Raw genomic sequence first — 26,442 nt, 5'->3', positions numbered from 1 at the left:
CGAAAGGCTGAATCATGTCCCAGTGGAGCGATTTCAAGCGCGACGCGATCTTCGTCGGCGGGCGCTGGCTGGACAAGGCGTCGGGCGGGACGATTCCCGTGATCGACCCGGCTACCGGCAAAACGATGGGTTCGGTTCCCTCGGCCGGCGTCGAGGAAACGCGCGCCGCGATCGAGGCCGCGCATGCCGCCTTCCCGGCCTGGGCCTCCAAGACGGCGCAGGAGCGCGCGGCGCTGCTGCGCAAGCTCGCCGACGAAATCCTCAAAGCTCAGGACGCGCTCGCCGAACTTCTGACACGCGAACAGGGCAAGCCGTTGGCCGAGGCCAAGGGCGAGGTCGGCATGAGCGCAGCCTATGTGCTGTGGTTCGCCGAGGAGGCGCGGCGCGTCTATGGCGACGTCATCCCCTCGCCCTGGGCCGACCGGCGCATCATCGTGACCAAGCAGCCGCTCGGCGTGGTCGGCGCGATCACCCCCTGGAACTTCCCCTCCTCGATGCTGGCCCGCAAGATCGGCCCGGCGCTGGCCGCCGGCTGCACTGTCGTCGCCAAGCCGGCCTCGCAGACGCCCTATTCGGCGCTGGCCTGGGGCATCCTTGCCGAGAAGGCCGGCATCCCGGCCGGCGTCGTCAATGTCGTGACAGGTGACGCCCGCACGGTCGGCGGCGAACTCACCGGCAATCCGCTGGTGCGCAAGATCACCTTCACCGGCTCGACCCCGGTCGGCAAGGTGCTGCTCAAGCAGGCGGCCGAGACGGTCAAGAAGGTCTCGATGGAGCTCGGCGGCAACGCGCCCTTCATCGTCTTCGACGATGCCGATCTCGACCGCGCGGTCGAAGGCGCGATCGCCGCCAAGTTCCGCAATTCCGGACAGACCTGCGTCTGCACCAACCGCTTCTACGCGCAGGCCGGCATCTACGACGCCTTCGTCGAGAAGCTGGCGGCCGCGACCCGCAAGCTCAAGCTCGGCTCCGGCCTCGAGGCCGGCGTGACGCAGGGCCCGCTGATCGACGAGAAGGCGCTCGCCAAGGTCGAGGAGATGGTGGCCGACGCCAAGGCCAAGGGCGGCACGATTGCGACCGGCGGCAAGCGCTCGGAACTGGGCCTAAGCTTCTACGAGCCGACCGTGATCGCGGGTGCGACCGGCGCCATGCAGTTCGCGCGCGAGGAGATCTTCGGGCCTGTCGCCCCGGTCTTCCGTTTCGAAACCGAGGAAGAGGCGCTGCGCCTCGCCAACGACACCGAATACGGGCTCGCCTGCTATTTCTACACGCGCGATCTCGGCCGCACCTTCCGCGTCTCGGAAGCGCTGCAATACGGCATCGTCGGTGTGAACGAAGGTCTCGTCACCACCGAAGTCGCGCCCTTCGGCGGCGTCAAGGAATCGGGACTGGGTTCGGAAGGCTCGAAATACGGCCTGCAGGACTATCTCGATGTGAAGTACACCTGCATCGGCGGGATCGGGGCCACGGCCTAGCCGGCCCCGCTGCCATGACACGCGATATCGCAGCGCGGCGGCACAACGCCATCCTGGCGAAGCTCGACGAGACGGGCTCCGTCACGGTGGAGGAGCTGGCACAGGCGCTCGACGTCTCGCGCGAGACGGTCCGGCGCGATCTCAAGGCGTTGTCGGCCGGCAGCCTGCTCGCCATCGTTCATGGCGGCGCGATCCGCAACGAACGCTCGGAAGCCTCTTTCGCCAGCCGCCGCACCGTGAACCGCGCCGGCAAGGAGGCGATCGCCGATCTCGCGGTCTCGCTGATCGGCGACGGCATGACCATCCTGCTCGATTCCGGCACGACGACCGAGGCGCTTGCACGCGCCCTGGCCCGGTCGGACCGCAAGCGCCTGATCGTGCACACGACCTCGCTGGAGAATGCGCGGCTCGTCAGCCGGTTGGCCGGCGCCCGCGTCTTCCTGATCGGCGGCGAATTCGACCGCAACGAGGATGCGACCGCCGGCCCGGAGACGCTGCGGGCGATCGCGCGGCTCTCGGCCGATTTCGCCTTCGTCAGCGTCGGCGGCGTCGATCCGGACGGACATCTCACCGACTATACCCGTGCCGGCGCCGCGACCCGGACCGCCCTGCTAAATGCTGCCGAGCAAGGCTTCCTGATGGCCGACAGCAGCAAGTTCGGGCTCGTCCTGCCCAGCCGCATCGCTGGCGACAAGCCTTGCGCCGGGCTTCTGGTCGACCACGCTCCGCCAGCGCCGCTCGCCGCGAAACTGGCCGAGCGAGGGGTTCGGATTCACGCCTGATAATTTGACTGTTTTTGTGGTTTTTTGTTGTTTTCTGAATTCACGCCGTTAAGCTGCCTTCCATCGCGGAGGCGCTCATGTCCATTCCCACCCAATCCCGCGTCGTCATCATCGGCGGCGGCATCATCGGCTGCTCGGTCGCTTATCACCTGACCAAGCTCGGCTGGCGCGACGTGCTGCTGCTGGAACAGGGGCGCCTCTCCTCCGGCACGACCTGGCATGCGGCCGGCCTCGTCGGACAGCTCCGAAGCCAGTCCAGCATGACGCGCCTGATCCGCTATTCGACGGAGCTTTACGCCTCGCTGGAGAACGAGACCGGGCTCGCAACCGGCTGGAAGCGCTGCGGCTCGGTCTCGGTCGCCCGCACCGAGGAGCGCATGACGCAGTTACGCCGCACGATATCGGCAGCGCGCGCGCAGGGCGTCGAGATCGAGGAACTCAGCCCGCAAGAGGCCGGCGACAAGTGGCCGGTGATGCGCACCGACGATCTCGTCGGCGGCGTCTGGCTGCCCGGCGACGGCAAGGCGAACCCCTCCGACATCACGCAGGCGCTGGCGCGCGGCGCCCGCAGCGGCGGCGCGACCGTGCGCGAGGGCATCCGCGTCACTGGCATCGAGACCGAGAAAGGCCGGGTCAAGGCGGTGCAGACCGATCAGGGCCGGGTGGAATGCGAGATGCTGGTCATCTGCGCCGGGCAGTGGTCGCGCACGATCGGCCAGATGTGCGGCGTCTCGGTGCCGCTGCACTCGGCCGAGCACATGTACATCGTCACCGGCAAGATCGCGGGCGTCTCGCCGGACCTGCCGGTGATGCGCGATCCCGACGGCTATATCTATTTCAAGGAGGAGGTCGGCGGGCTCGTCATGGGCGGGTTCGAGCCGGATGCGAAGCCCTGGGGCATGGACGGCATCCCCCACCCGTTCGAGTTCCAGCTCCTGCCCGACGACTGGGATCAGTTCGGCATCCTGATGGAAAACGCGCTGGAGCGCGTGCCGGCGCTGGAGACCGCCGAAATCAAGACCTTCCTCAACGGCCCCGAAAGCTTCACGCCGGACAACAATTTCCTGCTCGGCGAGGCGCCGGAGGTGGCCGGCGTCTACGTCGGCGCCGGCTTCAACTCGATGGGCATTGCGTCCGCCGGCGGCGCCGGGCGGGCGCTGGCCGAATGGATCGTCGAGGGCGAGGCGACGAGCGATCTCTGGCCGGTCGACATCCGCCGCTTCGCCGATTTCAACAACAACCCGGCCTGGTTGAAGGACCGGGTCAAGGAGACGCTCGGCCTGCATTACGCCATGCCCTGGCCGAACCGCGAGCTCGACACCGCCCGCCCCTTCCGGCGCTCGCCACTCTATGATCGCCTCGCCGCCAAGGGCGCCGTCTTCGGCTCCAAGATGGGCTGGGAGCGCGCCAACTATTTCGCCCGCAGCGAGGACGAGCGCACGATCGGCTATTCCTTCGGGCCGCAGAACTGGTTCGAGACCGTCGCGGCCGAGCATCGCGCTTGCCGCGAGGCGGCTGGGCTCGTCGACATGTCGAGCTTCGCCAAGTTCCTGCTCCAGGGGGCGCAGGCCGAGGCCGCCCTGCAGCGCCTCGCCGCCAACGATGTCGCCGTGCCGGTCGGCACTTCCGTCTACACGGCGCTGCTCAATGCCCGAGGTACGTTCGAAAGCGATCTCACAGCCGCACGGATCGCGCCCGACGCCTATCTCCTGCTCACCGGCACCGCCCAGGCGACGCGCGACGCGCATTGGATCAGGCGCCAGCTCCCCGAGGGCGTGACGCTGACGGACGTGACCTCCTCCTATGCCGTGCTCTCGCTCGCCGGGCCGAAGGTCCCCAAGCTTCTGGCCCGCCTCTCGCCAACCTCCTTCGATCTCGCCGATTTCCCGGCCAATGCGATCCGCAAGATCACGATCGGCTATGCCACGACCTGGGCCTGCCGCCGCTCCTATCTCGGCGACGGCTTCGAGCTCTATGCGCCCGTCGAGTTCACCGCCGCGATCTATGACGCGCTGCATGAGGCCGGAGCCGATCTCGGACTGGTGGATGCCGGCTATTACGCCGTGGACTCGCTGCGCATCGAGAAGGGTTTTCGCGCCTGGGGTCGCGAGCTAACGCCGGACGTCAATCCATACGAGGCCGGACTCGGCTTCGCGGTGAAGCTCGGCAAGGGCGACTTCCTGGGCCGCGAGGCGCTCATTGCTGCCAAGGCCGCACCACGCACGAAACGGCTGATCGCTCTTGTCGGGCCGCGCCCGAACGGGCAAATGGCCTGGGGCGGCGAAGCGATCCTGGCGGATGGCAAGCCGGTCGGCGAGATCACCTCGGCCGGTTTCGGTGCGAGCCTCGATGGCATCGTGGCGCTGGGCTGGGCCTCGAGCGATCAACCGATCGACCAGGCTTGGCTCGATGCACGGAGCTGGTCTATCGACCTCGCCGGCACCAAAGTTCCGGTCAGCGCCAGCCTCGCGGCGCCGCTCGACCGCAAGCCACAGTAGAGAAACGAAAACCATGACTGAGGCCCATTCCGCGCATGCCCCCGCCCTCGGGCGGGACTTCAAGGTGCAGAAGCCCGATCGCATCCTGACGCTGTCTTGCGAGGACCGGCCGGGCATCGTCCATGCCGTCAGCGGCGTGCTCTACCGCCATGGCTGCAACATCCTGGAAAGCGCGCAGTTCAGCGATCCGCGCGACGGCCGCTTCTTCATGCGCGTCGCCTTCGCGAGCGGCGAGCGTTTCGACGAGGCCGCCTTCCGGCGCGAGTTCGACGGCGTCGCAGGCACCTTCCGCATGGATTGGGACGCGATCGACGCCGCCGCTCCGGCACGCGTCCTGCTGATGGTCTCGCGCTTCGGCCATTGCCTGAACGACCTGCTGTTCCGGCAGGCGACCGGCAATCTCAACATCGAAATCCCGGCGATCGTCTCCAACCACCGCGATTTCGAGGCGCTGGCCAAGAGCTACGGCATCCCGTTCCACTACCTGCCGGTCACGCCCGCGACCAAGGCGGAGCAGGAAGCGCGATTGCTGGAGATCGTCGCCGAGACGAATTCATCGCTGGTCGTGCTCGCGCGCTACATGCAGGTTTTGTCGAACGATCTCTGCCGGGCGCTCGACGGGCGGGCGATCAATATCCACCACTCCTTCCTGCCGAGCTTCAAGGGCGCCAAGCCCTATCACCAGGCCTATGATCGCGGCGTGAAGCTGATCGGCGCGACGGCGCATTACGTCACGCCCGATCTCGATGAAGGCCCGATCATCGATCAGGACGTCGGCCGCGCCGACCATTCGCTGGCGCCGGACGACCTCGTTAGCGCCGGGCGCGATATCGAGGCGGTGGTGCTGGCGCGGGCGCTCCGGCTGCATATCGAGCGTCGGGTGATGCTGGCCGGCCGCCGCACGGTGATCTTCCGATAGGTTCAGGCGAAGGCGACGTTCCGCGTCTGCGCGCGCAGACGCGGGTCTCGCGAGCGGATCTGAACCGGCTTGCCGTCGAGGATCTCGAAGCAGCGCGCCAGCGTGTCGTCCGAGAGCCGCCGCATCGCCTCCATCGTGAAGAAGGTGAGGTGCGGGAACAGGATGACGTCGTCGCGGCCGAACAGGGGGCTGAGCGGATGCCCCTGCCGGGCGAGCGGCTCCTGGCTGTAAACATCGAGCCCGACGCCGCCGAGCCTCCCCGCCAGCACCGCCTCGACCAGCGCCGCCTCGTCGATCAGCGCGCCACGCGAGACATTGACCAGGATGGCACTCGGCTTGAGGCAGGCGAGTTCGGCCCGGCCGATAATGTGGCGTGTCGCGTCGTTCAGGACGCTGTGTAGCGAGACCAGATCGCATTGCTGGAGCATCGCGTGGAGGTCGTCGATCTTCTCGATCCCGGCCGCCGCCATGGTAGCGGCATCGACATGCGGATCATAGCCGAGGACGCGCGCCCGGAATCCCTGCCCCGCCATCCGCGCCATGCTGCGGCCGATCTTGCCGGTGCCGACGAGGCCCAGCGTCGCGCCGGCGATGTCGCGGCCAAGCCAGCGCGCAGCGGGCCAGATCCAGCCCTCGCTCTGCATGGCGCCGCCGATCTCCGGCAGGCGCTTCGCCAGCGCGATCATCAGGGCGAAGGCGCCCTCCGCGACTGTCTCCTCGGCATATTCGGGCACGTTGACGACGGGGATACCGCGCGCGATCGCAGCCGGAATGTCGATCGCGTCGATGCCGACGCCATATTTGACGATGCCCTTCAACCGGGGCGCCGACGCGATCACTCGCGCGGTGACAGGCGTGTAGCACATCAACAGCAGGTCGGCGTCGGCGAGTTCCCGCATCAGCGCCTCCTCCGAAATCCCGTCGGGAAGCGTGACGAGGTCGACGCCGCGGGCGCGAAGCCCGGCGTCGATCTCCGGACATTCCAGTTCCCGGTCGGTGCGGACAGCCTTCATCATCGTCCCCTCAGCCCGCCAAGATCGCCTGCTCGACGATGCCGAGCGCTCGTTCGAGATCGGCCCGCGCGATCACCATCGGTGGCGACAGGGTCAGTACATTGCCCTGGCTGATCTTGAAGCTGAGTCCGGCTTCGAGGCAGCGATAATAGGCCCGCTCGGCCAAGGCATTGTCCGGCGTCCAGGCGTCGCGATCCGCGACCAGCTCGACCCCGAAGAGCAGGCCGCGCCCGCGCACGTCACCGACGGCCGGGCAGCTTGCGCCGAAATGGCGAAGACGCTCCATCGCATAGGCGCCGAGCTCGGCGGCGCGCTCGGTCAGCCCCTCCTCGCGGATGATGTTGATCGTGGTCAGCGCCGCGCGGGTCGTGACCGGGTTCTTCTCATGGGTGTAGTGGCCGATGGCATAGCCGCCTGCGACATCGAGATCGCGCCGCGCCACCACGGCGGCGATCGGCAGGATGCCGCCGCCCAGCGCCTTGCCGAGCACGACCATGTCCGGCTGAACATCATCGTGCTCGTGGGCGAAGAAGCGCCCGGTCTTGCCGAGCCCGGTCGGGATCTCGTCGAAGATCAAGAGCGTGCCGTGCCGGTCGCAGGCCTCGCGCACGCTCTTCCAGAAACCGGGCGCCGGCGGATAAGGCGTCGCCCTCATCGGCTCGGCAACGACGGCGGCGATATCCCCTTCCCGCGCCAGCACATAGGAGATCATGCGGGCGCAGGCGCGCGCCGAATCCTCCAGATTGTCATGGCCATAGGCGCAGTTGCGGGTGCCCCAGGGCGCGACATGCTCGGCGCCCGGCAGGAGCGGCCCCGCGATGCCGGAGCGGAAGGTCGCCTCGCCGCCGACGCTGGAAGCGCCGAAGCCGGCGCCATGAAACGCATCCCAGAAAGATAGGGTCTTGAAGCGGCCGGTCGCGGCGCGGGCGAGTCTGAGCGCCACCTCGATCGCGTCCGAGCCGCCGGTGGTGAAGAGCACCTTGCCGAGATCACCCGGCGCCAGCCGCCCGAGCGTCTCGGCGAGCTCGACCGCCGGCTCGCAGGTGAAGCGGCGCGGCGCGAAGCAGAGATCGTCGATTTGCGCCTTGATCGCCTCTTTCAGGCGCGGATGGCCGTAGCCGATATGGTGGACGCTGTTGCCATGGAAATCCATGTAGCGGCGCCCCATCGTGTCCTCGATCCAGATGCCTTCCGCCTTGGCGATGGCGGTGAGGCAAGGGCTCGACAGGCTCTGGTGCAGGAAGGCAGCGGAATCGCGCGCGAGCAACTCACGGGTTCCGGCATCGCCGATCCCGGCCGACCAGTCGCTGCGCGCCGCGGAGGTGTTGGATTCGCCTTCGGTATGGACGATGGCGGAGGTTTCGACGCGCATGGCAAGGCCTCACTTTGCGCCAGTCAGGCGCTGTCGAGGGTCACATTGCCTACGTGCGATCGATCTGAAAAATCGCTATTTCATATCCAAGTATAAATTTCAGCGATATCATTCCTCATCGGCTTTTCGAGACTTCGTCCGCCATGCGTCATGTCCAGCTCCGGGCCTTCCATCAGGTCGCGCTGTCCGGCGGCTTCTCGAAGGCGGCGCTGGCACTCAACCTCACCCAGCCGGCGATCTCGGATCAGGTCCGCAAGCTGGAGGAGGAATACGACGTCGCGCTGTTCAGCCGCCGCCATCGCCAGGTCGTCCTGACGCCGGCCGGCCAGAGGCTGCTCGCCGTCACGCATCGCCTGTTCGGGGCCGAGGGCGAGGCGCTGGAGCTTTTGCAGGAGGAGCGCTCGCTACGGACGGGCGCGCTCAGGATCGTCGCCGATTCCGTGCACCATGTGCTCGACGTGCTGACCGCCTTCCGCGAGCGCCATCCCGGCATCCAGGTCTCGATCGCGCAGGGTAATACCGGCAGCATCGTCGAGACGCTGGTCGGCTACGATGCCGAGATCGGCGTGCTCGGCGAACTCGCCGACGAGCGGCCTTTCGAGGTGCTGCCGCTCAATGTCTCGTCGATCATCGCCTTTGCCGCGAAGGGCCATCCGGCGGCGGCGCGTCCAGCACTTTCATTGCAAGAGCTGGCGACATGGCCGCTGGTCATGCGCGAGCGCGGCTCGCGCACGCGGCAATTGCTGGAGCAGCGGGCGACGGAACAGGGTGTTACGCTGAGCTACGCCGTCGAAGCGGAAGGCCGCGAGGCGGTGCGCGCCATCGTGGCGGCGGGCGGCGGAATCGGCTTCGTCTCGGCGGCCGAGTTCGGCGAGGACGATCCGCAGCTCGTCCGCATCCCGCTCGACGGGCCGCCGCTCCTGATGCACGAGAAGCTGATCTGCCTGCACGAGCGCCGCAACAGCAAGGCGATCCAGGCCTTCTTCGCGCTGGCGCGGTCCCTGCGCGGGTAACAGCGCTAGGGCAGCGCCGTTCCCGTCCGCAATGCATGCGCCCAGTCGACGCGCCCGTTCTGCTCGGCGCGGCGTGCCGCATGAGCCCAGTCGTAGACGGCGAGATGATGCTCGATCGCGATCTCCGCGCCGAGCGTGACCACCGCGAAACGGGCATGCGGCACGCCGCTCTCGGAGACATGCGCCGGATTCGTGTCGCGATAGGCCGGGTTCCCGACGCTGCCGGGGTTGAGCACGATCGTGCCGGAGGCAAGCCTTGCAACGCGCGGCAAATGGCTGTGCCCGCAGAGCATCAGCGGCGCCGTACGTCCGGCCAGGCGCTGCTCGATCGCCGCGATCGGCGATGGCACGAGGTGGCCGTCGTGCACCTCTTCCATCAGATAGGTTTCGTCATGGTCCGGCGTGGCGTGGAAGCAGAGAGCGCCTTCGACCGTTATCTCGACCGGCAGGCTGGCGAGCCAGGCGCGGGCCTCGGGATCGAGCGCCTGCCAGGCGTAGCTGTCGGACTCACCCAGCCCGAGGGCCGAGGCCGCGCCCAGCACCCGGTCGTGATTGCCGCGGACATGACTGATCTCGCGCGAGCGCAGCAAGGCGACCGCCTCGGCCGGCCAGAGCGGGCCGGAGGCGCAATCGCCCAGATTGATCAGGCGATCGACGGATAGGCCGTCGAGCCTGGCCAGCACCGCTTCGAGCGCGAGCAGGTTTCCATGGATATCGGCGATCACTCCAAGGCGCACGGCTGGTCTCGATCCTCAGTGGTTCGGTCCTGCAGCCTAGCGGGGCACGGCGGCAGGGCAATGCCCGCTGCCGCAACCCGTGCCTAGCGCTGGCGCCATTGCTGCAGGCGGCCGAAGACCAGTTGGTCGAGACCGACATGGAGGAGCTTCACGGCAATGGCTGTGACCATGATGACACTCGCCATGCCGGCGGCGGAGGCCATGGCGCCGGCCTCGTCCATATGGACGATCGCTATCGACGCGAGCTTCGTGTCGGCGCCGTAGAGGAAGATCACGGCGGAGACCGTGGTCAGCGCATTGACGAAGACATAGACCGCGATGTCGAGGATCGCCGGCAGGCAGATCGGCGCCGTCACGCGGCGGAAGGTTGACCAGAACGGCACCTTGAGCGAGGCGGAGACCGACTCGAACTCGCCGTCGAGCTGCTTCAGGCTGGTCAGCGCCGTGATGTGCCCGACCGTGTAGAAATGCGCGACCGTGTTGATCACCAGGATCGCCAGCGTCCCGTAGAGGAAGCCGAGCGGGTTCCAGCCGGCATTGTAGAAGAAGACATAGCCGAGGCCGAGCACGAGGCCGGGCACCGCCATCGGCAGCATCGCCAGGAATTGGGCGAAGGCGCGCAGTCGCGGGAACAGCTTCACCTTCTCGATCAGATAGGCGCCAGTGAAGATCAGCGCCGTGCCGATCACCGCCGTCAGTGAAGCCAGCAGCAGGGAGTTGCGATAAGGCCCCCAGCCATCGGGCTCGACCGTGGAGAAGTCGTAATTGCCCAGCGTCAGCGAGAGGTTATAGGGCCAGTATTTGACGAAGGAGCCCCAGAAGGCGACCGCGTAAGGGCCGACGATGGCGAGCGCGATCAGACTGACGAAGCCGAGCAGCGCGAGGTCGCGGCGCCGGTCCGGCTTGGCGACGTAAGGCACGGCGCGGGCCGAAAGCATGGCGCTCTGGCGCCGCTGCACGACACGGTCGACGAAGAAGGCGAGCACGGCCGGCACCAGCAGGATGATGCCGACGACAGCGCCCATCGGGAAATTCTGCTGGCCGACGACCTGCCGGTAGGCATCGGTCGCCAGCACGCTGAACTGCCCGCCGATGACCTTGGGAATGCCGAAATCGGTGATGACCAGGGTGAAGACGACGAAGGTCGCGCTGATCACGCCATAGCGCGCGCCCGGCAGGGTGATCGTGTGGAAGATGCGCCAGCGCGAGGTGCCCATCGCGTCCGCCGCCTCGCGCAGGCGCCCGTCCGAGAGCGCCAGCGCCGTGACGAGGATCAGCATCGCATGGGGGAAGCAATAGAGCACCTCGGCGGCGATGATGCCGACCGGGCCGTAGAGCGAGGCGCCAATCATCCAGGATTTCAGCATGCCTTGGTTGCCGAAGAGATAGATCAGCGCGAGGCCGGACAGGAGCGAGGGCGCGAAGACGGGCACCATCGCCGCGGCATAGAAGGCGCCCTTGGCCGGGATGCAGCTGCGGCGCAAAGCATAGGCATAGAGGAAGGCGAGCGGCACCACGATCGCGGTCGTCACGCCGGCGACGAGGAGGCTGTTGAGCAGCGAATAGAACAGCGAGGGCGTCGTCGCGTAGCTGACGAAATTCGCAAGCCCGACGAATTTGCCATCGGTATTCTCCAGGCTCTTGGAGAGCAGCGCCCAGAGCGGCAGCGCGATGATCAGGACCAGAACCGCGCAGAGCGCCAGGATCAGGGCTCCCGCGACATGGCGCTCGCTGATCCGCGGCGCCGAGACTTTCACAGGCGTATCGGTCATCGGCAGGGGCTGTGCGAGATCGCTCATCGTCCGTCGCCTGCAAAGACATGCAGCGCCTCGGGCGGAAAGGCGACGGCGCGGACCTGCCCCGGAACGATGCCGAGATCGCGCATCGCATTGGTCGAGAAATCGGCGGCGATCCGGGTCGCGCGCGAGCTGGTCGGCTGGAGATGCGCACGGCAATAGGAGCCGAGGAAGGCGAGGTCCCCGATCGTCGCCTCGAAACGGTTCGGCGTGTCCTCGCCGATGCCACGCGTGCGGACTTCCTCGGGGCGCATCGCCAGCCGCACAGGCGTGCCGGCGGCGAAGGGCGCAGCATTGGCGACGATAAGATCGAGCTCGTCGACGCGGACCTTGCCCGGCCCGGTCACGATCGCGTCCATGAAGGTCATGTGCCCGACGAAATCGGCGACGAACGGCGTTGCCGGGCGGCGGTAGATTTCCTCGGGCGAGCCGACCTGCTCGACGGCGCCGTCGCGCATCACCACGATGCGGTCGGCCATGGCGAGCGCCTCCTCCTGATCATGCGTCACCATGATCGTGGTCACGCCGAGACGCTGCTGCAGCGAGCGCATCTCGTCGCGCAGGCGCACACGGACCTTGGCGTCGAGCGCCGAGAGCGGCTCGTCCAGCAGCAGCAATTCCGGCGAGGTGGCGAGCGCACGCGCCAATGCTACGCGCTGCTGCTGACCGCCCGAAAGCTGGACCGGATATTTCTTGCCCTGCTCCGGCAGGCCGACGAGCGTCAGGAGCTCGGCGACGCGTTTGGCGATCTCGGAGCGGGAACGACGGCGGTTGACCAGCCCGTAGCCGACATTGTCGGCGACCGTTAGATTGGGAAAGAGCGCGTAGGACTGGAAGACGATGCCGAAATCACGCTCGGACGGGCTGGCGTACGAGACGTCGCGCCCACCCATATGGATGGTGCCGCTATCCTGCAGGTCGAGGCCGGCGACCGCGCGCAGCAGCGTGGTCTTGCCGCAGCCGGACGGGCCGAGAAAGCAGACGAATTCGCCGCGATGGATGTCCAGGTTGATGTCGCGCAGCGCCTTGAACGCGCCGAAATTCTTGGCGACCTGGCGGATCGAGAGGAATGGGGTCGTCGCGGAGATCGCAGTCTTGGACATCGTGCCGGCCTTCATTTGAACGGGCAGAGACCCGCCCCGCATCAGCGGCGAGGCTTCTCTTAACGTCTTGCACAGACCATGCCGCCGGCCGCCCACGCGGGCGGCGGCATGGCAGAGGCTCAGTTCTTCGGCGCAGCCTTGGACTCGTAGCGCTTCGACCATTCGGCGAGCACGCGGTCGCGGTTGTCGGCCATCCAGCCGAGGTCGTTCTTGATCATGCCGGCTTCGGCATTGGCGGGATAGTTCGCCGGCTTGGTACCGACGCCGGGCGCGGCGACGATGGCATAGGTCTTGGAGTAGAGCTCGTTGGCGTCCTTGGTCGTCGACCAGTCGGCGATCTTCTTGGCGAGCGCGAGGTTCTTGGAGCCCTTGACGATGGCGCTGGCTTCCATCTCCCAGCCCACGCCCTCCTTCGGGATCACGACCTCGATCGGCGCGCCCTTGCTCTTCTCGGAGGCGCCGCGCATGTCGAGCGCCAGACCGATGGTGCGCTCGCCGCGCGCCGCCTGGACGCAAGGCGCCGAGCCGGAATGGAGATAGGCGCCGATGTTCTCGTGCAGCCCGTCCATGAACTTCCAGCCCTCGGCCTCGCCCATGCTCTGCAGCCAGCCGGCGACCATCAGATAGCCGGTGCCCGAGGAAGCCGGATGCGGCATCACGATCTTGCCCTTGAAGGCCGGGTTCAGCAGGTCCTTCCAGGAGCTGGGCACGGCCACGCCCTTGGCCTCGGCGGTGTTGTAGCAGACGACGCCGAGATAGGCGTCCATGCCGGTCCAGGTATAGGGCTCCTTGTCGTCGCGGAAGACCGGCTTCAGCGCATCGGCGCCAGCGGGCTTGTAGGTTTCGAGCAGGCCGGCCTTCTCGAACATCATGAGGCTCGACGCTGCCAGGCCCATCACCATGTCGGCGCGGGGATTGTCCTTCTCGGCGAGGAAGCGGGCGGTGATGACGCCGGTCGAGTCACGCACCCAGACGACCTCGGCCTCCGGCACGGCCTTCTCGATCGAGGCCTTGAACGGTCCGAGCTGATCGTTCTCCAGGGCGGTGTAGACGGTCACCTTCGTCTTCTGCGCCTGAGCGACGCCCGGAAGCGCCAGCGCGAAGGCGCCGATGACGCAGGAAGCAAGCCAGTTCTTCATGTTCTCATCCCCTCTTTTATGATCGGTTTGAACGCTCTTTCGACGTTTCTTCCCCTGACATGCAAAAACGCAGGCGGATCACTCCGCCTGCGCTGGCTTTTCTTGTTCACGCGGTCCAGGGCATCGACCACGTCTTGACGTTGGTGAAGGATTTCATGGCCTCGACGACGCCCTCCTTGTAGCCGAGGCCGGAATCCTTGATGCCGCCGAAGGGGGACATCTCGATCCGGTAGCCCGGGACTTCCCAGAGATTGACCGTGCCGACCTCGAGATCGGCGACAAAGCGCTGGATGTAATCGTAGCGGTTGGTGCAGATGCCGGAAGAGAGACCATAGGCGGTGGAGTTCGAGATCCGGATCACCTCGGCGATGTCGTCGGGCACGCGGATGATCGGGATCACCGGGCCGAAGGTCTCCTCATGCACCAGCTCGCAGGTGTAGGGGATATTGTCGACCACGGTCGGGTGGAACAGCGCCCCTTCCGCCCGCTTGCCGTAGAGCACCTCGGCTCCCTTCGTTACGGCGTCGTCGACGCGGGCCTGGAAGAGCGAGGCCGAGCGGGCGTTGATGACGCAGCCGACATCGGTTTCCGGGTCCATCGGGTCGCCGCATTTCAGCTTCTTCGCCTTCTCGACGACGAGCTTGGAGAAGGCGTCGGCGACGCTCTCGACCACCAGGATGCGCTTCACCGCCGTGCAGCGCTGGCCCGAGTTCTTGGTCGCGCCGGTGACGGCGAGCTCCGCCGCCTTGTCGAGATCGGCATCCTCCATGACGATCAGCGGGTCGTTGCCGCCTAGTTCCAGCACGATGCGCTTGTAGCCGGCCTTGTCGGCGATGTGCTTGCCGACGCGGACCGAGCCGGTGAAGGTCACCAGATCCGCATCGGGATCGGTGATCATCGCATCGCCCATGGTCGAGGGATTGCCGGTGACGACCGAGAGCATCTCCGGCGGCAGGCCGGCCTCGTAGAGCACGTCGGCCAGCGCCAGCGCGGTCAGCGGGGTCAGCTCGGTCGGCTTGAGCACGAGCCGGTTATTGGTCGCGATTGCCGGGGCCAGCTTGTGGCTGACCATGTTGAGCGGATGGTTGAACGGGGTGATCGCCGAGATCACGCCGAGCAGCGGCTGGCGCGTCGTGAAAATCTTGCGCGCCTTGCCGTTCGGCGAGATGTCGCAGGAGAACATCTCGCCATCGTCCTTGATGGTGAGCTGCGCCGCGAAGGACCAGACATCGTAGGCGCGGCTGGCCTCATAAAGCGAGTCCTTCCAGCACAGGCCCGCTTCCGCCGTGATCAGCTTGGCGAAGAGCTCCTTGCGGTCGCGCAGCAGCTCGGCCGTCTTCTGCAGGATCTGCTGGCGCTCGTAGCGCGAGAGCTTCGGCTTGAACGCCTTCGCCTGGGCAAAGGCCTCGCGGACATGCTCGGGCCGGGCCGCCGGGATCAGGCCGACCACGCTGCCATCGTAGGGATTCTTGACCTCGACCATGTCGTCGGTCGTGACCAGCTTGCCGGCGATGCGCATCGCCTCGCGCCGCACCGGCGGCTTCACCGTCGCGTTCATCTCAATTCACCAGGTTCAGGGCGACGTCGAAGACGTCGAAATTGCGGAGCGTACGGCCCTGCGGCACCGTGATCGGCCGGTTGGCGATCATCGGCACGCGCTGCTCGGTGATGCCGCCATGCGAGCGCAGCGGCTCGGTCAGGCCCGAGAGATCGTGCCTGTCGGGCGAGGTGCCGATCACCTTCTGGCGGGTCGAGACGACCACGACATCGCCGATCCGGTCGGCCGGCAGTTCAAAGCGCTCGCATGCTTCAGCGGAGGTCACCGCCAGCGCGATGCCCTCGATCCCGGAGATGCGGGCAGCGACCTCTTCCTGGCTGGCGCCATCGGGCAGATAGACCGTAGCGAAGGAGCCGAGCGCGCCGTGATGGACGACATAGGGGTCGGTAATCGGCAGGATCACGCGCATCGTGCCCTTGCCGTACCACTCGTCCATGAGGCTCTGGAGATAGACGACATCGGGCTCGCCATTGGCGAGGTGCTTGTCGTTCATGCCGTGGTCGGCGGTGATGACCAGTGTGCAGCCGAGCGCGTCGAGCTTGCCGACGTAAGCATCGAACATGGCGTAGAAGCTATCCGCCATTTCCGAACCGGGGCCGGCCTTGTGCTGCACATAGTCGGTGGTCGAGAGATACATCAGGTCCGGCTTGAAGCTCTCCAGCAGCTTGACGCCGGCGGCGAAGACGAATTCCGAGAGATCGGCCGAGTAGACCGACGGCACCGGCATGCCGACGAAATCGAGCACGTTCTCGATGCCGTTCTCCGCCTTGTTGGCCTTGTCGGCCTTTTCCGAGGAGAAGGCGATAGCGCTGCCCGAAGCGAAGTCGAGCCCCTTGCCGAGCAGGGTGCGCAGCTTGTCCTTGGCGGTGACCATCGCGACCTTGAAGCCGGCCTTCTGGAACTCGGCCAGGATGGTCGGCGCCCGCAGGAAGCGGGCATCGTTCATCATCACCTCTTCCTTGGCCTCGCGGTCATAGAAGAAGTTGCCGGCGATGCCGTGCACGGCCGGCGGGCGGCCGGTGATGATCGAGAGGTTGTTCGGGTTGGTGAAGCTCGGGATCACCGAATAGGCATGGGTGCTGGCGCCGGCCTTCATGATCCGGTCGAGGTTCGGCATCAGGCCCTTGGCACTGGCGGCCTCGATATAGGCCGGCTCCGAGCCGTCCATGCAGATCACCACCGTCGGGCGCTGCGGGCGGGCATAATTGCGGCCGTTCGCAACGACATCCGCGCCGATCTTCGTGTGCATTGTCATCTCTGGGCTCCTCACGCGGCCGACTTCAGGCCGACGCCCATTTCATCAAGGACATCCGACACTGTGGCGACGAAGGCGCGCATGTCCTGCGAACCGAGGGCGCCGATGCAGCCAATGCGGAAGCTGTCCGCGACCGTCAGCTTGCCGGGATAGATGACGTAGCCGGCATCCTTCAGCGCGTCGTAGAAGCGCTGGAAGACGAAGTTCTTGTCCTCCGGCATGTGGAAAGTGACGATGATCGGCGCCTGCCGGGCAGCCGGCAGCAGCGTGCGGAAGCCGAGCCCTTCCATGCCCTCGATCAGGATGCGGGCGTTCTCGGCATAGCGCTCGCCGCGGCCTGCGACTCCGCCCTCGGCCCAGAATTCCTGCAAGGCCGCATGGAAGGCGACGATGACATGGATCGGCGGGGTGAAACGGTACTGGCCGGTGCGCTCGAAGCCGGCGTTCTGGTCGTGGAGGTCGAGCACCAGCGTGGTGGCGTTACCCTTGGTCTCGGCCAATGCGCTCTTGCGGGCGATGACGAAGCCGAGGCCGGGAACGCCCTGGATGCACTTGTTCGAGGAGGCGGCGACCGCGTCGAAATAGACCTCGCGGCTGTCGAGCGGCAGGGCGCCGAAAGCGCTCATCGAGTCGACCAGCAGGCGGCGGCCGTGGCGCTTGACGAGCGCGGCGATCGCCTCGACCGGATTGCGGATGCCGCTGGTCGTCTCGCAATGCACCGTGAAGATGTGAGTGATCGCGGTGTCGGCCACCAGCATGCGATCGACCTCGGCGAGATCGGGCGGCGTGTCCTCGGCGGTCTCGTGCACGGCGACGGCGCGGCCGGCGATCTCCAGGATGCGCTTGGCGCGCTGGCCATAGGCGCCGTTAATTAGGACGAGGATCTTGCCGTCGCGCGGCACGAAGGTCGTCAGCATCGCCTCGACGGCGAAGGTGCCGGAGCCCTGCATCGGCACGGTGACGAAATCCTCGCCGCCATGGATGATCTTCGGCAGCTCCTCCAGAACCGCCTTGTTGATGCCGACGAAGGTCGCGTCGCGCGAGCCCCAGTCATGCACCATCGCTTCCTTGATGGCCTTGCTGGTGGTCAGCGGGCCGGGGGTCAGGAGGAGCGGATCACCGGTTTCGGAAGAGGCAGGGCGGCGGGCCTGGGCCATGATGGTCTCGCGATAGGTTGCGGCGGATGACCCGGACGCTAGGACCGCGATTGACATAGGTCCAATACATCGTTTCCATATCATCCATAGATAGGATCTATAGGTATGGCGATCAGCTATTCCGGCCTCGCGGCTTTCCATGCGGTCGCCGAAGCGCAGAGCTTCACCGGCGCCGCAAAGACGCGCCATGTCAGCCAGCCCACCCTTTCCGCCCAGGTGCGCGGGCTGGAAGATGCCTATGGCGTCAGGCTGTTCGACCGCGCCGGGCGGCAGGTGAAGCTGACCCCGCTGGGGCAGAGTCTCTTCGTGGTCACGGCGAGATTGTTCGCGGCGGAGGACGAGGCGGAATCGCTGCTCGCCGGCAGCCGCACGCTCCAGCGCGGCCATCTGCGGATCGCCGCCGACAGCGCCACCCATGTCATGCCGGCGCTCGCCCGCATGCGCGAGCGCTATCCGGGCCTGACCTTCTCGCTGACGATCGGCAACTCCTCCGAGGTCGTCGACCAGATCATGGATTTCGCGGCAGACGTCGCGATCACGGCGCGCGCCAATTCCGATCCGCGCATCCACAGCGTCCGGCTGCGCTCCGACGATCTCGTCGCCTTCGTCTCGGACCAGCACGAGCTGGCGCGACACGACCAGATCCCGATCGAGGCCTTCGCCGGCCAGGACATCGTGCTGCGCGAGCGCGGCTCGATCACGCGCGAGGTCTTCGAGAGCCGGCTCTCGCTCGCCGGGATCAAGCCGGCGAACCTGCTGGAGGTGCAGTCGCGCGAGGCGGTGCGCGAGGCCGTCGCCTTCGGCTTCGGGATCGGCGTCGTCTTCGCGGCCGAGTTCAAGCCGGAGACCGGCCTGAAGCGCATCGTCATCACCGGCGCCGATTTCGATGTCGGCGAGTACATCGTCTGCCGGGCCGAGCGCCAGCGCCTGCCCCTCGTGCGCAGCTTCTTCGAAATGGTTCAGGACGTGATCGAGGCGCGTTGAAGCACACGCTGCCATCCCTGCCCCTTGCGCAAATTGACAAGCCGGACAAAGATATTTCAAACTTAAAATATAAGACCTGAGGGGACGGGCAGATGCGGGTTATCATCGTCGGCGGCGGCATTGGTGGATTGACCCTGGCGCTGATGCTCCATGCCCGCGGCATCGGTGCGACGGTCTACGAGCAGGCCAGCGAAATCCGCGAGGTCGGCGTCGGCATCAACACCCTGCCCCATGCCATCCGCGAGCTCGCCGATCTCGGCCTGCTGCCGGCGCTGGACGCGGTCGGCATCCGGACGCGCGAACTGCATTACATGAACCGGTTCGGGCAGACGGTCTGGCGTGAGCCGCGAGGCCTGCATGCCGGCGCGCCCGTGCCGCAATTCTCGATCCATCGCGGCCGGTTGCAGAAGATCATCCGCGACGCGGTCGCCGAGCGGCTGGGCGAGGACGCGATCCGCACCGGGCGCCGGCTGCAAGGCTTCATCCAGGACGAGGGCGGCGTTACCGCGCATTTCAGCGATGCCCGCCTCGGCGAGGCCGGCGAGACGGCGCGCGGCGACATCCTGATCGGCGCCGACGGCATCCATTCGGCCGTGCGCGCCTGCTATTTCCCGAATCAGGGTCCGCCACGCTGGCAGGGCGTGCAGATGTGGCGCGGCGCCTGCGACTGGCCGACATTCCTCGACGGCGAGAGCATGATCATCGCCGGCGGAATGGCCGGCAAGCTGGTGCTCTATCCGATCGGCAAGGGCACGAGCGCCAGGACGCGGCTGACCAACTGGGTCGTCAATATCCGCACCGGCGATCCCGAGCGGCCACCGCCGAAGGAGGCCTGGTCGAAGCCCGGCCGTCTCGAGGACGTGCTGCCCTTCGCCAGGCGCTTCAGCGTGCCGGAGGTCGATATCCTCGCGCTGATCCGCGCCACCGGGACATTCTGGGAATATCCGATGTGCGACCGCGACCCGCTGCCGCGCTGGACCCATGGCCGCGTGACGCTGCTCGGCGACGCCGCCCATCCGATGTATCCGGTCGGCTCCAACGGCGCCTCGCAGGCGATCCTTGATGCGCGCTGCCTCGCCGACTGGCTGGCCAAGGCCGAGCATCCGCGCCAGGCGCTGGCAGCCTATGAGGCGCAACGCCTGCCGGCGACGGCAGAGGTGGTCGCGATGAACCGTGTCGGCGGGCCGGAGCGGGTGATCGACGCGGTCGAGGCATTGGCCCCGCAAGGCTTCGACGATGTCGAGCGCGTGCTGGGCTATGCCAAGCGCGAGCAGATCGTGAAGTCCTATGCCGGAAAGGCCGGGTTCTCGGCCGAGCAATTGGCGGGGAAGAAGGGTTAGGCGTCATGGTCGGGCTTGACCCGACCATCTCGGAAACCAGAGCCCTCTCGTCACGAGTTTCTCGGGTCGCTGCCATGCAGCGCCCGAGAATGACGGCTTTCGCGTAAAATTAGTGCGAAGCGCCTACCGACCCTCACGCCCCTTCGGGCGGAGGCGGCAGGAAATCGACCTCGTGCTTGGCCGAGAGGGCGACGACATCGGCCGGCTTCTGCTCGGCCATCGAGTGCAGGCCCCAGAACAGGTCGTAAAGCCGGGCCGTCGGCGAGACCCAGAACAGGCACTTCACCGTCGCGTCGCTCTTGTTGAACAGGCCGTGCGGGATGTTGCGCGGCAGCTTGATCAGGTCGCCGGCGGTGGCAAAGTTCTCCTGCCCGTCGAGCAGCAGGTCGAGCCGGCCCTCCAGCATGTAGATGAACTCGTCCTGCGTCGTATGGATATGCGGCGGCACGAAGGTGCCGGGCGGCAGGGTCGCGTGCCAGGAGAAACTCTCCTCCGTCAGCGTCTTCGGCACATAGGTCTGGCCAAGAATGCTCCAGGAGATGCCGTCGAGACCTTCATTGGCGCGCGTCACGCCGGCGGTCAGCGGTTTCATGATCTTGCTCTCCTCATCTGCCGGCGCGGGCCGGATGGCGTTGGCGTGACCTGCTCAAAAGTGCAGGAAGCGATCCTTCACGGCGCTGTCGCTGCGCAGTTCCGCGCTGGAGCCGCGCCAGACGACGCGGCCTTTCTCCAGCACGACATGGCGGTCGGCGATCCGGACCAGCGCATCGACGTTCTTGTCGATGACGAGGATCGATTCGCCTTCCGCCTTCAGCGCCGTGAGACAGTTCCAGATCTCCTCGCGGATCAGGGGGGCGAGCCCCTCGGTCGCTTCGTCGAGGATGATCAGCTTGGGATTGGTCATCAGCGCCCGGCCGATCGCCAGCATCTGCTGCTCGCCGCCGGAGAGCTGGTTGCCGCGGTTCTCGCGCCTTTCCTTGAGACGCGGGAAGAAGGCGTAGATGCGCCCGAGGTCCCAGCGCTTCTTGCCGGAACGGTCGGCGGCTGTGGCGATCAGGTTCTCCTCGACCGAAAGCGTCGGGAAGATCTGGCGGCCTTCCGGCACGAGGCCGATACCGGCCTGCGCGATGCGGAAAGGCGCGGCGCCGGTTAGGTCGCGCCCGCCGAAGGCGATCTTCCCGGCCTTTGCCGGCAGAAGCCCCATGATCGAGCGCACCGTCGTGGTCTTGCCCATGCCGTTGCGGCCGAGCAGGGTCACGACCTCGCCCTCGCCCACAGTGAGATCGACCCCGAACAGGATCTGCGCCTCGCCATAGCCGGCATCGAGCCCTTCGACGCTGAGCATCGCTAGCCCTCCTCGCCGAGATAGGCCTGCCGTACGGCCGGATCGGCCCTGACCGCCGCCGGCTCGCCCGAGGCGATCACCCCGCCATAGACCAGCACGGTGACGCGGTCCGCCAGCGCGAAGACGGCGCTCATGTCGTGCTCGACCAGCAGCATGGCGAAGCGGCCCTTGAGGCTGTTCAGCAGCGCGATCAGACGCTCGCCTTCTTCATGCCCGACGCCGGCCAGTGGCTCGTCGAGCAGGATGAGCTTCGGCTGCAAGGTCAGCGCCATCGCGATCTCCAGCGCCCGCTTCTCGCCATGCGAGAGGCTGCCGGCTGGCGCATGAGCGCGTTCGGTCAAGCCGACCGCCTCCAGCGCTTCCCAGGCGGGAGCATTGAGGGCGTCGTCGCTGGCCGCGTCACGGAAGAGCGAGAGCGGGCGGGCGCTATGCGCCTGCACGCCGAGCGCGACATTCTCCAGCGCCGAGAGCGAGGCAATGGTCGAGGTGATCTGGAAGGTGCGGGCGAGCCCCGCCCGTGCCCGCGCCTGCGGCGGCAGGCGTGTGATGTCCTGGCCGCCGAACAGGATCGCACCGGCATCCGGCTTGAGCGTCCCGGAAATCTGGTGGACCAGCGTGGTCTTGCCGGCGCCGTTGGGACCGATCAGCGCGTGGAGCTCACCGGGCGCGATGGTGAGGTCGACCCCGTTGGTGACCTTGAGCGCGCCGAACGACTTGGCGAGACCTTTGAGTGCAAGCGCCGGCTCAGCCATCGCGGCGCCCCCTCAGCTTGTTGGCGAGCCCGGCGATGCCGCCACGGGTGAACAGCACGAAGAGCACGATCAGGGGTCCGAAGATGGCCTTCCAGTTCTGCGTCAGCGACGAGAGCACGTCCTCGGTGACGAGGAAGGCGAGCGCGCCGAGGATCGCGCCATAGAGCGAGCCGACGCCGCCGAGCACGACCATGAAGATCAGTTCGCCCGAGCGCGACCAGGACATATAGGCCGGGCTGACGAAATCGGTCTGGTTGGCGAGCAGAAAGCCGGAGAGGCCCGCCATCATGCCGCTGATCACATAGGCGCCGAGCCGGACATGGTTGACGTCGTAGCCGGTGACGGTGACGCGCACGGCATTCTCGCGCGCGGCCCTGAGCACGCGGCCGAAGCGCGAGGCGACGAGGCGGCGTGCGAGCCAATAGCAGAAGGCCAGCGTGCCGAGCGCGATATAGTAGAAGCGAGTGCGGTTGGCGAAGATCTCGCGCCCGAAGAGCGTGCTCTTTTCGTAGAGCGTCAGACCGTCATCGCCGCCATAGGCCGAGAGCGCCTGCGCGAAATAGAAGGCCATCTGCCCGAAGGCGAGCGTGATCATGATGAAGGCGACGCCGCGCGTACGCAGCGAGACATAACCGGTGACGGTCGCGAAGATCGCACAGGCCAGCAGGATGACCGGCAACGCCACCAGCAGCTCGGTCTGGCCCTCGCTGATCAGGATGCCGGCGCCATAAGCGCCGATGCCGATATAGGCGGCATGGCCGAAGGAGATCAGTCCGCCGACCCCGAGAACGAGATCGAGCGAGAGTGCCGCGATCGCGAAGATCATCGCCCGCGTTACCAACGTCAGCCAGTGCCCGGGCAGGCCGAGCGCGGAGGCTAGCGGCAACAGGGCGAGCAGGGCGAAGATGACCAACGGAGCGAGCCGGCGTACCGTCGGGGCAACCGGTCGCGCCACGGGCGCAGTCGATGTCGAGGGAGTGCTCGCCATGCTCACGAGCGCCCCTTGGCCGGCAGCAGGCCCTCCGGCCGAACGAACAGCACCGCCGCCATGACCAGATAGATCAGCATCGAGGAGAGCGCAGCGCCGGTCGCACGCGCCGAGGCCGGCGCCATGAACAGCCGGAGCAGGTCGTTCATCGAGGAGCGGCCGAGCGTGTCGACAAGGCCGACGATCAGCGCGCCGACGAAGGCGCCGCGGATCGAGCCGATGCCGCCGACGACGATGACGACGAAGGCGAGGATCAGGACCGTGTCGCCCATGCCGGGCTCGACCGAGAGGATCGGTGCCGCCATCGCTCCGGCAAAGCCCGCGAGCATCGTGCCGAAGGCGAAGACGACCATGAAGAGCTTGCGGATATCGACGCCAAGCGCCGAGACCATCGGCGCGTTCGAGGCCCCTGCCCTCAGCAGCATGCCCGCTCGCGTCTTCTCGACCACGAACCAGAGCAGCGCGCCGACGCCGAGCCCCGCCGCGATCAGGGCGAAGCGGTAGACGGGGTAAAGGATGCCGTCCATCAATCGGACATTGCCGGAGAGGAATTCCGGCACGGGCACCGAGAGCGGCGCGGCGCCCCAGATCATCTTCACCGCCTGATTGAGCAGCAGGATGAGCCCGAAGGTCGCCAGCACCTGATCGAGATGGTCGCGTTCATAGAGATGCCGGAAGACGAGGAATTCGAGGGCAAGCCCGAGCAGCAGCGCCGCGGCAAGCGCCAGCACGAGGCCCAGCAGAAAGGAGCCGGTCAGCCCGACAAAGGTGACGGCGAGATAGGCGCCCAGCATGTACTGCACGCCATGGGCGAGATTGATGAAGTCCATCACGCCGAAGACCAGCGTCAGCCCGGCAGCGACCAGGAACAGCAGGACGCCGAACTGGAGGCCGTTGAGGAGCTGGACGATCAGGAGGCTGAGGGTCATCGCGCGGTCCTATGTCAGGGCCGGTCACAGGACGTCATGCTCGGGCTTGACCCGAGCATCTCGTGACGAAGAAATCCCCGGGTCGAAGCTCCGCTTCGCCCGAGGATGACGCTTCGCGTCACTTCAGCGCGCAATCCTTGGCGTGCGGATCGGCGTAGTCCGAAAACACCTTCTGGGCGATCTCGGTCTGGAACTTGCCATCGGCGCGCTTGGCGACCTTGACGAGGTAGAAGTCCTGGATCGGATAGCCGTTGGTGTTGAACTTGAACTTGCCGCGCAGCGAGGTGAAATCGGCCTTCTTGATCGCCTCGCGCAGCTTGTCGGGATTGCCGGCGCCGCCCGCCGCCTTCACGGCGGAATCGATCAGCATCGCCGCATCGTAGGACTGCTGGGCATAGGAGCCGGGCACGATCTTGTAGGCCGCCTCATAGGCTTTGACGAAGTCCTTCGTCTGCGGGTTGTCCATGTTGGGCGCCCAGGTCATGCCGCCAAAGAGGCCGACCGCTGCGTCCTGCTGCGCCGGCAGGGTCGATTCATCGACCGTGAAGGCGGAGAGGAACGGGATCTTGCCCTGCAGGCCGGCCTGCGACCACTGCTTGACGAAATTGACGCCGAGGCCGCCGGGCAGGAAGGCGAAGACGACATCGGGCTTGGACGAGGCGATCTTGGCGAGGTCGGCCGAGAAATCCATCGCGTTCAGCGGCGCATAGACCTCGTCGACGATCTCGCCCTTGAAGTAGCGCTTGAAGCCGGCAAGCGAGTCCTTACCCGCCTGGTAGTTCGGCGCGATGATATAGGCCTTCTTGTAGTTCTGGTCCTGCGCGTATTTGCCGAGGACCTCGTGCACCTGGTCGTTCTGATAGGAGGTGACGAAGAAGTTCTTGTTGCAGGCCTTGCCGGCCATGGTCGAAGGCCCGGCATTCGGGCTGATCAGGAATGCGCCGGAATCGAGCACCGGCTTGGCGATCGCGCCGAGGATGTTCGAGAAGACCGGGCCGACGACGAAGGCCGGCTTCTCGCTCTCGACGAACGAGCGCACGCGCTCGACCGCGACATCGGGCTTCAGCTCGTCGTCGATCACCGTGATCTTGACCGGCACGCCGCCGAGCTTGCCGCCGTTCTTGTCGACCGCGAGCTGGAAGCCGTCGCGGACCTGCTGGCCGAGCGAGGCGGCCGGGCCGGTCAGCACGCTGACCACGCCGATCTTGATCGGCTCCTGTGCTTGCGCGGACGCGATGGACAAAGCCAGCGCCCCGCAACCGAGTACCAGACCGAACCTGAATGTCGTCATCGATGCTCTCCCGGACGAATTTGAAGCGCGGCCCCGTTCCCTCGGATTTCTTCGGCTCGCGCAGACCATAATGTTTCAAGCTTAAAATATCTGCAAGAGCGACAATCGCGAATTTTCACGTTGCCGCCTGCCAGCGGCATCCTTGGCCCATTCCGGCGGGTTCGGAAAGGGAGGATTGTCCGGGCAATGGCGCGAAGAAACCCGCTCGTCGCAGGATTGACTGCTGACCGCGCGGCCCGTCGCGCTATGGTGCAGGCCGTGACAGCGCAGGAGCGCCTCCATGCAGATCGGCCTGATCCTCTTCCCGAAACTGACGCAGCTCGATCTGACGGGCCCTGCCGAGGTCTTCTATCGCATGCCGGGAGCGAAGGTTCAGCTTCTCTGGAAAACCATCGAGCCCGTTTCCTCCGATCGCGGCATGGCGATCCTGCCGACGATGCGCTTCGCCGATTGCCACGCGCTCGACCTGATCTGCGTACCCGGCGGAGCCGGGCAGATCGACCTGATGGACGACGAGGAAACACTGGATTTCCTGCGCCGCATCGCGCCGACCTGCCAGCTGGTCACATCGGTCTGCACCGGCTCGCTCGTCCTCGCCGCGGCCGGGCTGCTGGAAGGCTACAAGGCGACCAGCCACTGGTCCTCGATCGATCAGTTGTCCATGCTAGGCGCGATCCCCGTTGCGGAACGGGTCGTCAGGGACCGCGATCGTGTCACCGGTGCCGGCGTCACATCCGGGATCGACTTTGCCTTGACGGTCGTGGCCGATCTTCTCGGCGAAGAGGCCGCACGGGAAATCCAGCTGCAAATGGAATACGACCCGGAACCGCCCTTCCAGAGCGGCTCCCCTCGCTCGGCCTCGCCGGCTCTGGTCCAGGCGATGCGGGAGAAGATCGCGCCGTTCATCGCAAGACGGACGGCCGCAACCGAACGCGCCGCATCCCGATTGCGCAAGACACTCCCCTAGCCCCTCGCTCCGCAGGCGATGGACGAGGA

General features: G+C 66.6%; 23 protein-coding genes. 8 read left to right on the top strand and 15 right to left on the bottom strand.

The window, feature by feature from the left end; genetic code table 11:
• Positions 1–14 precede the first annotated feature (14 nt).
• The 4 genes from AC07NY_RS18445 to purU all read left to right on the top strand — a co-directional run bounded on the left by AC07NY_RS18445 (position 15) and on the right by purU (position 5,674).
• Positions 15–1,475 carry an NAD-dependent succinate-semialdehyde dehydrogenase gene (locus AC07NY_RS18445; protein ID WP_494585041.1) on the top strand — a complete coding sequence of 487 codons (1,461 nt, stop codon included), beginning with the start codon at positions 15–17 and terminating at the stop codon, positions 1,473–1,475.
• Positions 1,476–1,489: 14 nt separating this feature from the next.
• Positions 1,490–2,257, top strand: coding sequence for a DeoR/GlpR family DNA-binding transcription regulator (locus AC07NY_RS18440; protein WP_494585039.1), 768 nt, complete (start codon positions 1,490–1,492; stop codon positions 2,255–2,257).
• A gap of 77 nt (positions 2,258–2,334) precedes the next feature.
• Positions 2,335–4,755 (top strand): GcvT family protein, encoded by a 2,421-nt coding sequence (locus tag AC07NY_RS18435; RefSeq protein ID WP_494585038.1) that lies wholly within the window; start codon positions 2,335–2,337, stop codon positions 4,753–4,755.
• A 13-nt stretch (positions 4,756–4,768) separates the two neighbouring features.
• A complete protein-coding gene (gene purU / locus AC07NY_RS18430; protein WP_494585037.1) occupies positions 4,769–5,674 on the top strand; it encodes a formyltetrahydrofolate deformylase in 906 nt (301 codons plus the stop codon).
• A gap of 2 nt (positions 5,675–5,676) precedes the next feature.
• Here purU and AC07NY_RS18425 read toward each other — a convergent pair whose 3' ends face one another.
• Both AC07NY_RS18425 and pbfA read right to left on the bottom strand, forming a co-directional pair.
• Positions 5,677–6,690 (bottom strand): 2-hydroxyacid dehydrogenase, encoded by a 1,014-nt coding sequence (locus tag AC07NY_RS18425; RefSeq protein WP_494585036.1) that lies wholly within the window; start codon positions 6,688–6,690, stop codon positions 5,677–5,679.
• 7 nt (positions 6,691–6,697) lie between these two features.
• Entirely contained in the window at positions 6,698–8,059 is a 1,362-nt protein-coding gene (pbfA, locus tag AC07NY_RS18420; RefSeq protein WP_494585035.1) for a (R)-1-hydroxy-2-aminoethylphosphonate ammonia-lyase, read from the bottom strand.
• A 143-nt stretch (positions 8,060–8,202) separates the two neighbouring features.
• Here pbfA and AC07NY_RS18415 point away from each other — a divergent pair, with 143 nt between their 5' ends.
• Positions 8,203–9,072: a LysR substrate-binding domain-containing protein gene (locus AC07NY_RS18415; RefSeq protein ID WP_494585034.1), complete on the top strand. Its 870-nt coding sequence runs from the start codon at positions 8,203–8,205 to the stop codon at positions 9,070–9,072.
• Between the two features lie 5 nt (positions 9,073–9,077).
• Here the strand turns inward: AC07NY_RS18415 and AC07NY_RS18410 are convergent, their stop codons facing one another.
• From AC07NY_RS18410 to AC07NY_RS18380, 7 genes are all read right to left on the bottom strand, one after another.
• Positions 9,078–9,809: a metallophosphoesterase family protein gene (locus AC07NY_RS18410; RefSeq protein ID WP_494585033.1), complete on the bottom strand. Its 732-nt coding sequence runs from the start codon at positions 9,807–9,809 to the stop codon at positions 9,078–9,080.
• Between the two features lie 83 nt (positions 9,810–9,892).
• Complete coding sequence (locus AC07NY_RS18405; protein WP_494585032.1) at positions 9,893–11,608, bottom strand: putative 2-aminoethylphosphonate ABC transporter permease subunit; 1,716 nt, start codon at positions 11,606–11,608, stop codon at positions 9,893–9,895.
• Positions 11,605–12,750 (bottom strand): putative 2-aminoethylphosphonate ABC transporter ATP-binding protein, encoded by a 1,146-nt coding sequence (locus AC07NY_RS18400; protein WP_494585031.1) that lies wholly within the window; start codon positions 12,748–12,750, stop codon positions 11,605–11,607. Before AC07NY_RS18400 ends, AC07NY_RS18405 begins: the two co-directional genes overlap by 4 nt.
• Positions 12,751–12,827: 77 nt before the next feature.
• Entirely contained in the window at positions 12,828–13,847 is a 1,020-nt protein-coding gene (locus AC07NY_RS18395) for a putative 2-aminoethylphosphonate ABC transporter substrate-binding protein (protein WP_492283524.1), read from the bottom strand.
• A 106-nt stretch (positions 13,848–13,953) separates the two neighbouring features.
• The gene (phnY, locus tag AC07NY_RS18390) at positions 13,954–15,405 is read right to left on the bottom strand and encodes a phosphonoacetaldehyde dehydrogenase (protein ID WP_494585030.1); all 1,452 of its coding nucleotides are present in this window, start codon (positions 15,403–15,405) and stop codon (positions 13,954–13,956) included.
• 1 nt (position 15,406) lies between these two features.
• Positions 15,407–16,654, bottom strand: coding sequence for a phosphonoacetate hydrolase (phnA, locus tag AC07NY_RS18385; RefSeq protein WP_494585141.1), 1,248 nt, complete (start codon positions 16,652–16,654; stop codon positions 15,407–15,409).
• 17 nt (positions 16,655–16,671) lie between these two features.
• Complete coding sequence (locus AC07NY_RS18380; protein WP_494585029.1) at positions 16,672–17,817, bottom strand: 2-aminoethylphosphonate--pyruvate transaminase; 1,146 nt, start codon at positions 17,815–17,817, stop codon at positions 16,672–16,674.
• A 105-nt stretch (positions 17,818–17,922) separates the two neighbouring features.
• Here AC07NY_RS18380 and AC07NY_RS18375 point away from each other — a divergent pair, with 105 nt between their 5' ends.
• Positions 17,923–18,801, top strand: coding sequence for a LysR substrate-binding domain-containing protein (locus AC07NY_RS18375; RefSeq protein WP_492283527.1), 879 nt, complete (start codon positions 17,923–17,925; stop codon positions 18,799–18,801).
• Between the two features lie 92 nt (positions 18,802–18,893).
• The gene (locus tag AC07NY_RS18370) at positions 18,894–20,141 is read left to right on the top strand and encodes a flavin-dependent oxidoreductase (RefSeq protein ID WP_492283528.1); all 1,248 of its coding nucleotides are present in this window, start codon (positions 18,894–18,896) and stop codon (positions 20,139–20,141) included.
• A gap of 133 nt (positions 20,142–20,274) precedes the next feature.
• Here AC07NY_RS18370 and AC07NY_RS18365 read toward each other — a convergent pair whose 3' ends face one another.
• The 6 genes from AC07NY_RS18365 to AC07NY_RS18340 all read right to left on the bottom strand — a co-directional run bounded on the left by AC07NY_RS18365 (position 20,275) and on the right by AC07NY_RS18340 (position 25,446).
• Positions 20,275–20,733: a cupin domain-containing protein gene (locus AC07NY_RS18365; RefSeq protein ID WP_494585028.1), complete on the bottom strand. Its 459-nt coding sequence runs from the start codon at positions 20,731–20,733 to the stop codon at positions 20,275–20,277.
• A gap of 54 nt (positions 20,734–20,787) precedes the next feature.
• Complete coding sequence (locus AC07NY_RS18360) at positions 20,788–21,486, bottom strand: ABC transporter ATP-binding protein (protein WP_492283530.1); 699 nt, start codon at positions 21,484–21,486, stop codon at positions 20,788–20,790.
• Positions 21,487–21,488: 2 nt separating this feature from the next.
• On the bottom strand, positions 21,489–22,238 hold the full coding sequence (locus AC07NY_RS18355) for an ABC transporter ATP-binding protein (RefSeq protein ID WP_494585027.1): 750 nt from the start codon (positions 22,236–22,238) through the stop codon (positions 21,489–21,491).
• Positions 22,231–23,226: a branched-chain amino acid ABC transporter permease gene (locus AC07NY_RS18350; RefSeq protein ID WP_494585026.1), complete on the bottom strand. Its 996-nt coding sequence runs from the start codon at positions 23,224–23,226 to the stop codon at positions 22,231–22,233. The genes AC07NY_RS18355 and AC07NY_RS18350 overlap by 8 nt, the downstream gene beginning before the upstream one ends.
• A gap of 2 nt (positions 23,227–23,228) precedes the next feature.
• On the bottom strand, positions 23,229–24,155 hold the full coding sequence (locus tag AC07NY_RS18345) for a branched-chain amino acid ABC transporter permease (protein WP_492283533.1): 927 nt from the start codon (positions 24,153–24,155) through the stop codon (positions 23,229–23,231).
• Between the two features lie 118 nt (positions 24,156–24,273).
• Positions 24,274–25,446, bottom strand: a complete 1,173-nt coding sequence (locus AC07NY_RS18340) for an ABC transporter substrate-binding protein (RefSeq protein ID WP_494585025.1) — start codon at positions 25,444–25,446, stop codon at positions 24,274–24,276.
• A gap of 280 nt (positions 25,447–25,726) precedes the next feature.
• On the opposite strand from AC07NY_RS18340, the gene AC07NY_RS18335 reads away from it, so the two are divergent.
• Positions 25,727–26,413 carry a DJ-1/PfpI family protein gene (locus tag AC07NY_RS18335; protein WP_494585024.1) on the top strand — a complete coding sequence of 229 codons (687 nt, stop codon included), beginning with the start codon at positions 25,727–25,729 and terminating at the stop codon, positions 26,411–26,413.
• Positions 26,414–26,442: the final 29 nt, after the last annotated feature.

Source organism: Allobosea sp. GW821-FHT09G06 (assembly GCF_059416005.1).
Note: the sequence above shows the minus strand (reverse complement) of the source record. Positions and strands in the feature narration are given on the sequence as shown.

Coding starts and splice junctions, on each gene's coding strand:
- AC07NY_RS18445 (WP_494585041.1), top strand. CDS start 15: ATGTCCCAGTGGAGCGATTTCAAGCGCGACGCGATCTTCGTCGGCGGG.
- AC07NY_RS18440 (WP_494585039.1), top strand. CDS start 1,490: ATGACACGCGATATCGCAGCGCGGCGGCACAACGCCATCCTGGCGAAG.
- AC07NY_RS18435 (WP_494585038.1), top strand. CDS start 2,335: ATGTCCATTCCCACCCAATCCCGCGTCGTCATCATCGGCGGCGGCATC.
- purU (WP_494585037.1), top strand. CDS start 4,769: ATGACTGAGGCCCATTCCGCGCATGCCCCCGCCCTCGGGCGGGACTTC.
- AC07NY_RS18425 (WP_494585036.1), bottom strand. CDS start 6,690: ATGATGAAGGCTGTCCGCACCGACCGGGAACTGGAATGTCCGGAGATC.
- pbfA (WP_494585035.1), bottom strand. CDS start 8,059: ATGCGCGTCGAAACCTCCGCCATCGTCCATACCGAAGGCGAATCCAAC.
- AC07NY_RS18415 (WP_494585034.1), top strand. CDS start 8,203: ATGCGTCATGTCCAGCTCCGGGCCTTCCATCAGGTCGCGCTGTCCGGC.
- AC07NY_RS18405 (WP_494585032.1), bottom strand. CDS start 11,608: ATGAGCGATCTCGCACAGCCCCTGCCGATGACCGATACGCCTGTGAAA.
- AC07NY_RS18400 (WP_494585031.1), bottom strand. CDS start 12,750: ATGCGGGGCGGGTCTCTGCCCGTTCAAATGAAGGCCGGCACGATGTCC.
- AC07NY_RS18395 (WP_492283524.1), bottom strand. CDS start 13,847: ATGAAGAACTGGCTTGCTTCCTGCGTCATCGGCGCCTTCGCGCTGGCG.
- phnY (WP_494585030.1), bottom strand. CDS start 15,405: ATGAACGCGACGGTGAAGCCGCCGGTGCGGCGCGAGGCGATGCGCATC.
- phnA (WP_494585141.1), bottom strand. CDS start 16,654: ATGCACACGAAGATCGGCGCGGATGTCGTTGCGAACGGCCGCAATTAT.
- AC07NY_RS18380 (WP_494585029.1), bottom strand. CDS start 17,817: ATGGCCCAGGCCCGCCGCCCTGCCTCTTCCGAAACCGGTGATCCGCTC.
- AC07NY_RS18375 (WP_492283527.1), top strand. CDS start 17,923: ATGGCGATCAGCTATTCCGGCCTCGCGGCTTTCCATGCGGTCGCCGAA.
- AC07NY_RS18370 (WP_492283528.1), top strand. CDS start 18,894: ATGCGGGTTATCATCGTCGGCGGCGGCATTGGTGGATTGACCCTGGCG.
- AC07NY_RS18365 (WP_494585028.1), bottom strand. CDS start 20,733: ATGAAACCGCTGACCGCCGGCGTGACGCGCGCCAATGAAGGTCTCGAC.
- AC07NY_RS18360 (WP_492283530.1), bottom strand. CDS start 21,486: ATGCTCAGCGTCGAAGGGCTCGATGCCGGCTATGGCGAGGCGCAGATC.
- AC07NY_RS18355 (WP_494585027.1), bottom strand. CDS start 22,238: ATGGCTGAGCCGGCGCTTGCACTCAAAGGTCTCGCCAAGTCGTTCGGC.
- AC07NY_RS18350 (WP_494585026.1), bottom strand. CDS start 23,226: ATGGCGAGCACTCCCTCGACATCGACTGCGCCCGTGGCGCGACCGGTT.
- AC07NY_RS18345 (WP_492283533.1), bottom strand. CDS start 24,155: ATGACCCTCAGCCTCCTGATCGTCCAGCTCCTCAACGGCCTCCAGTTC.
- AC07NY_RS18340 (WP_494585025.1), bottom strand. CDS start 25,446: ATGACGACATTCAGGTTCGGTCTGGTACTCGGTTGCGGGGCGCTGGCT.
- AC07NY_RS18335 (WP_494585024.1), top strand. CDS start 25,727: ATGCAGATCGGCCTGATCCTCTTCCCGAAACTGACGCAGCTCGATCTG.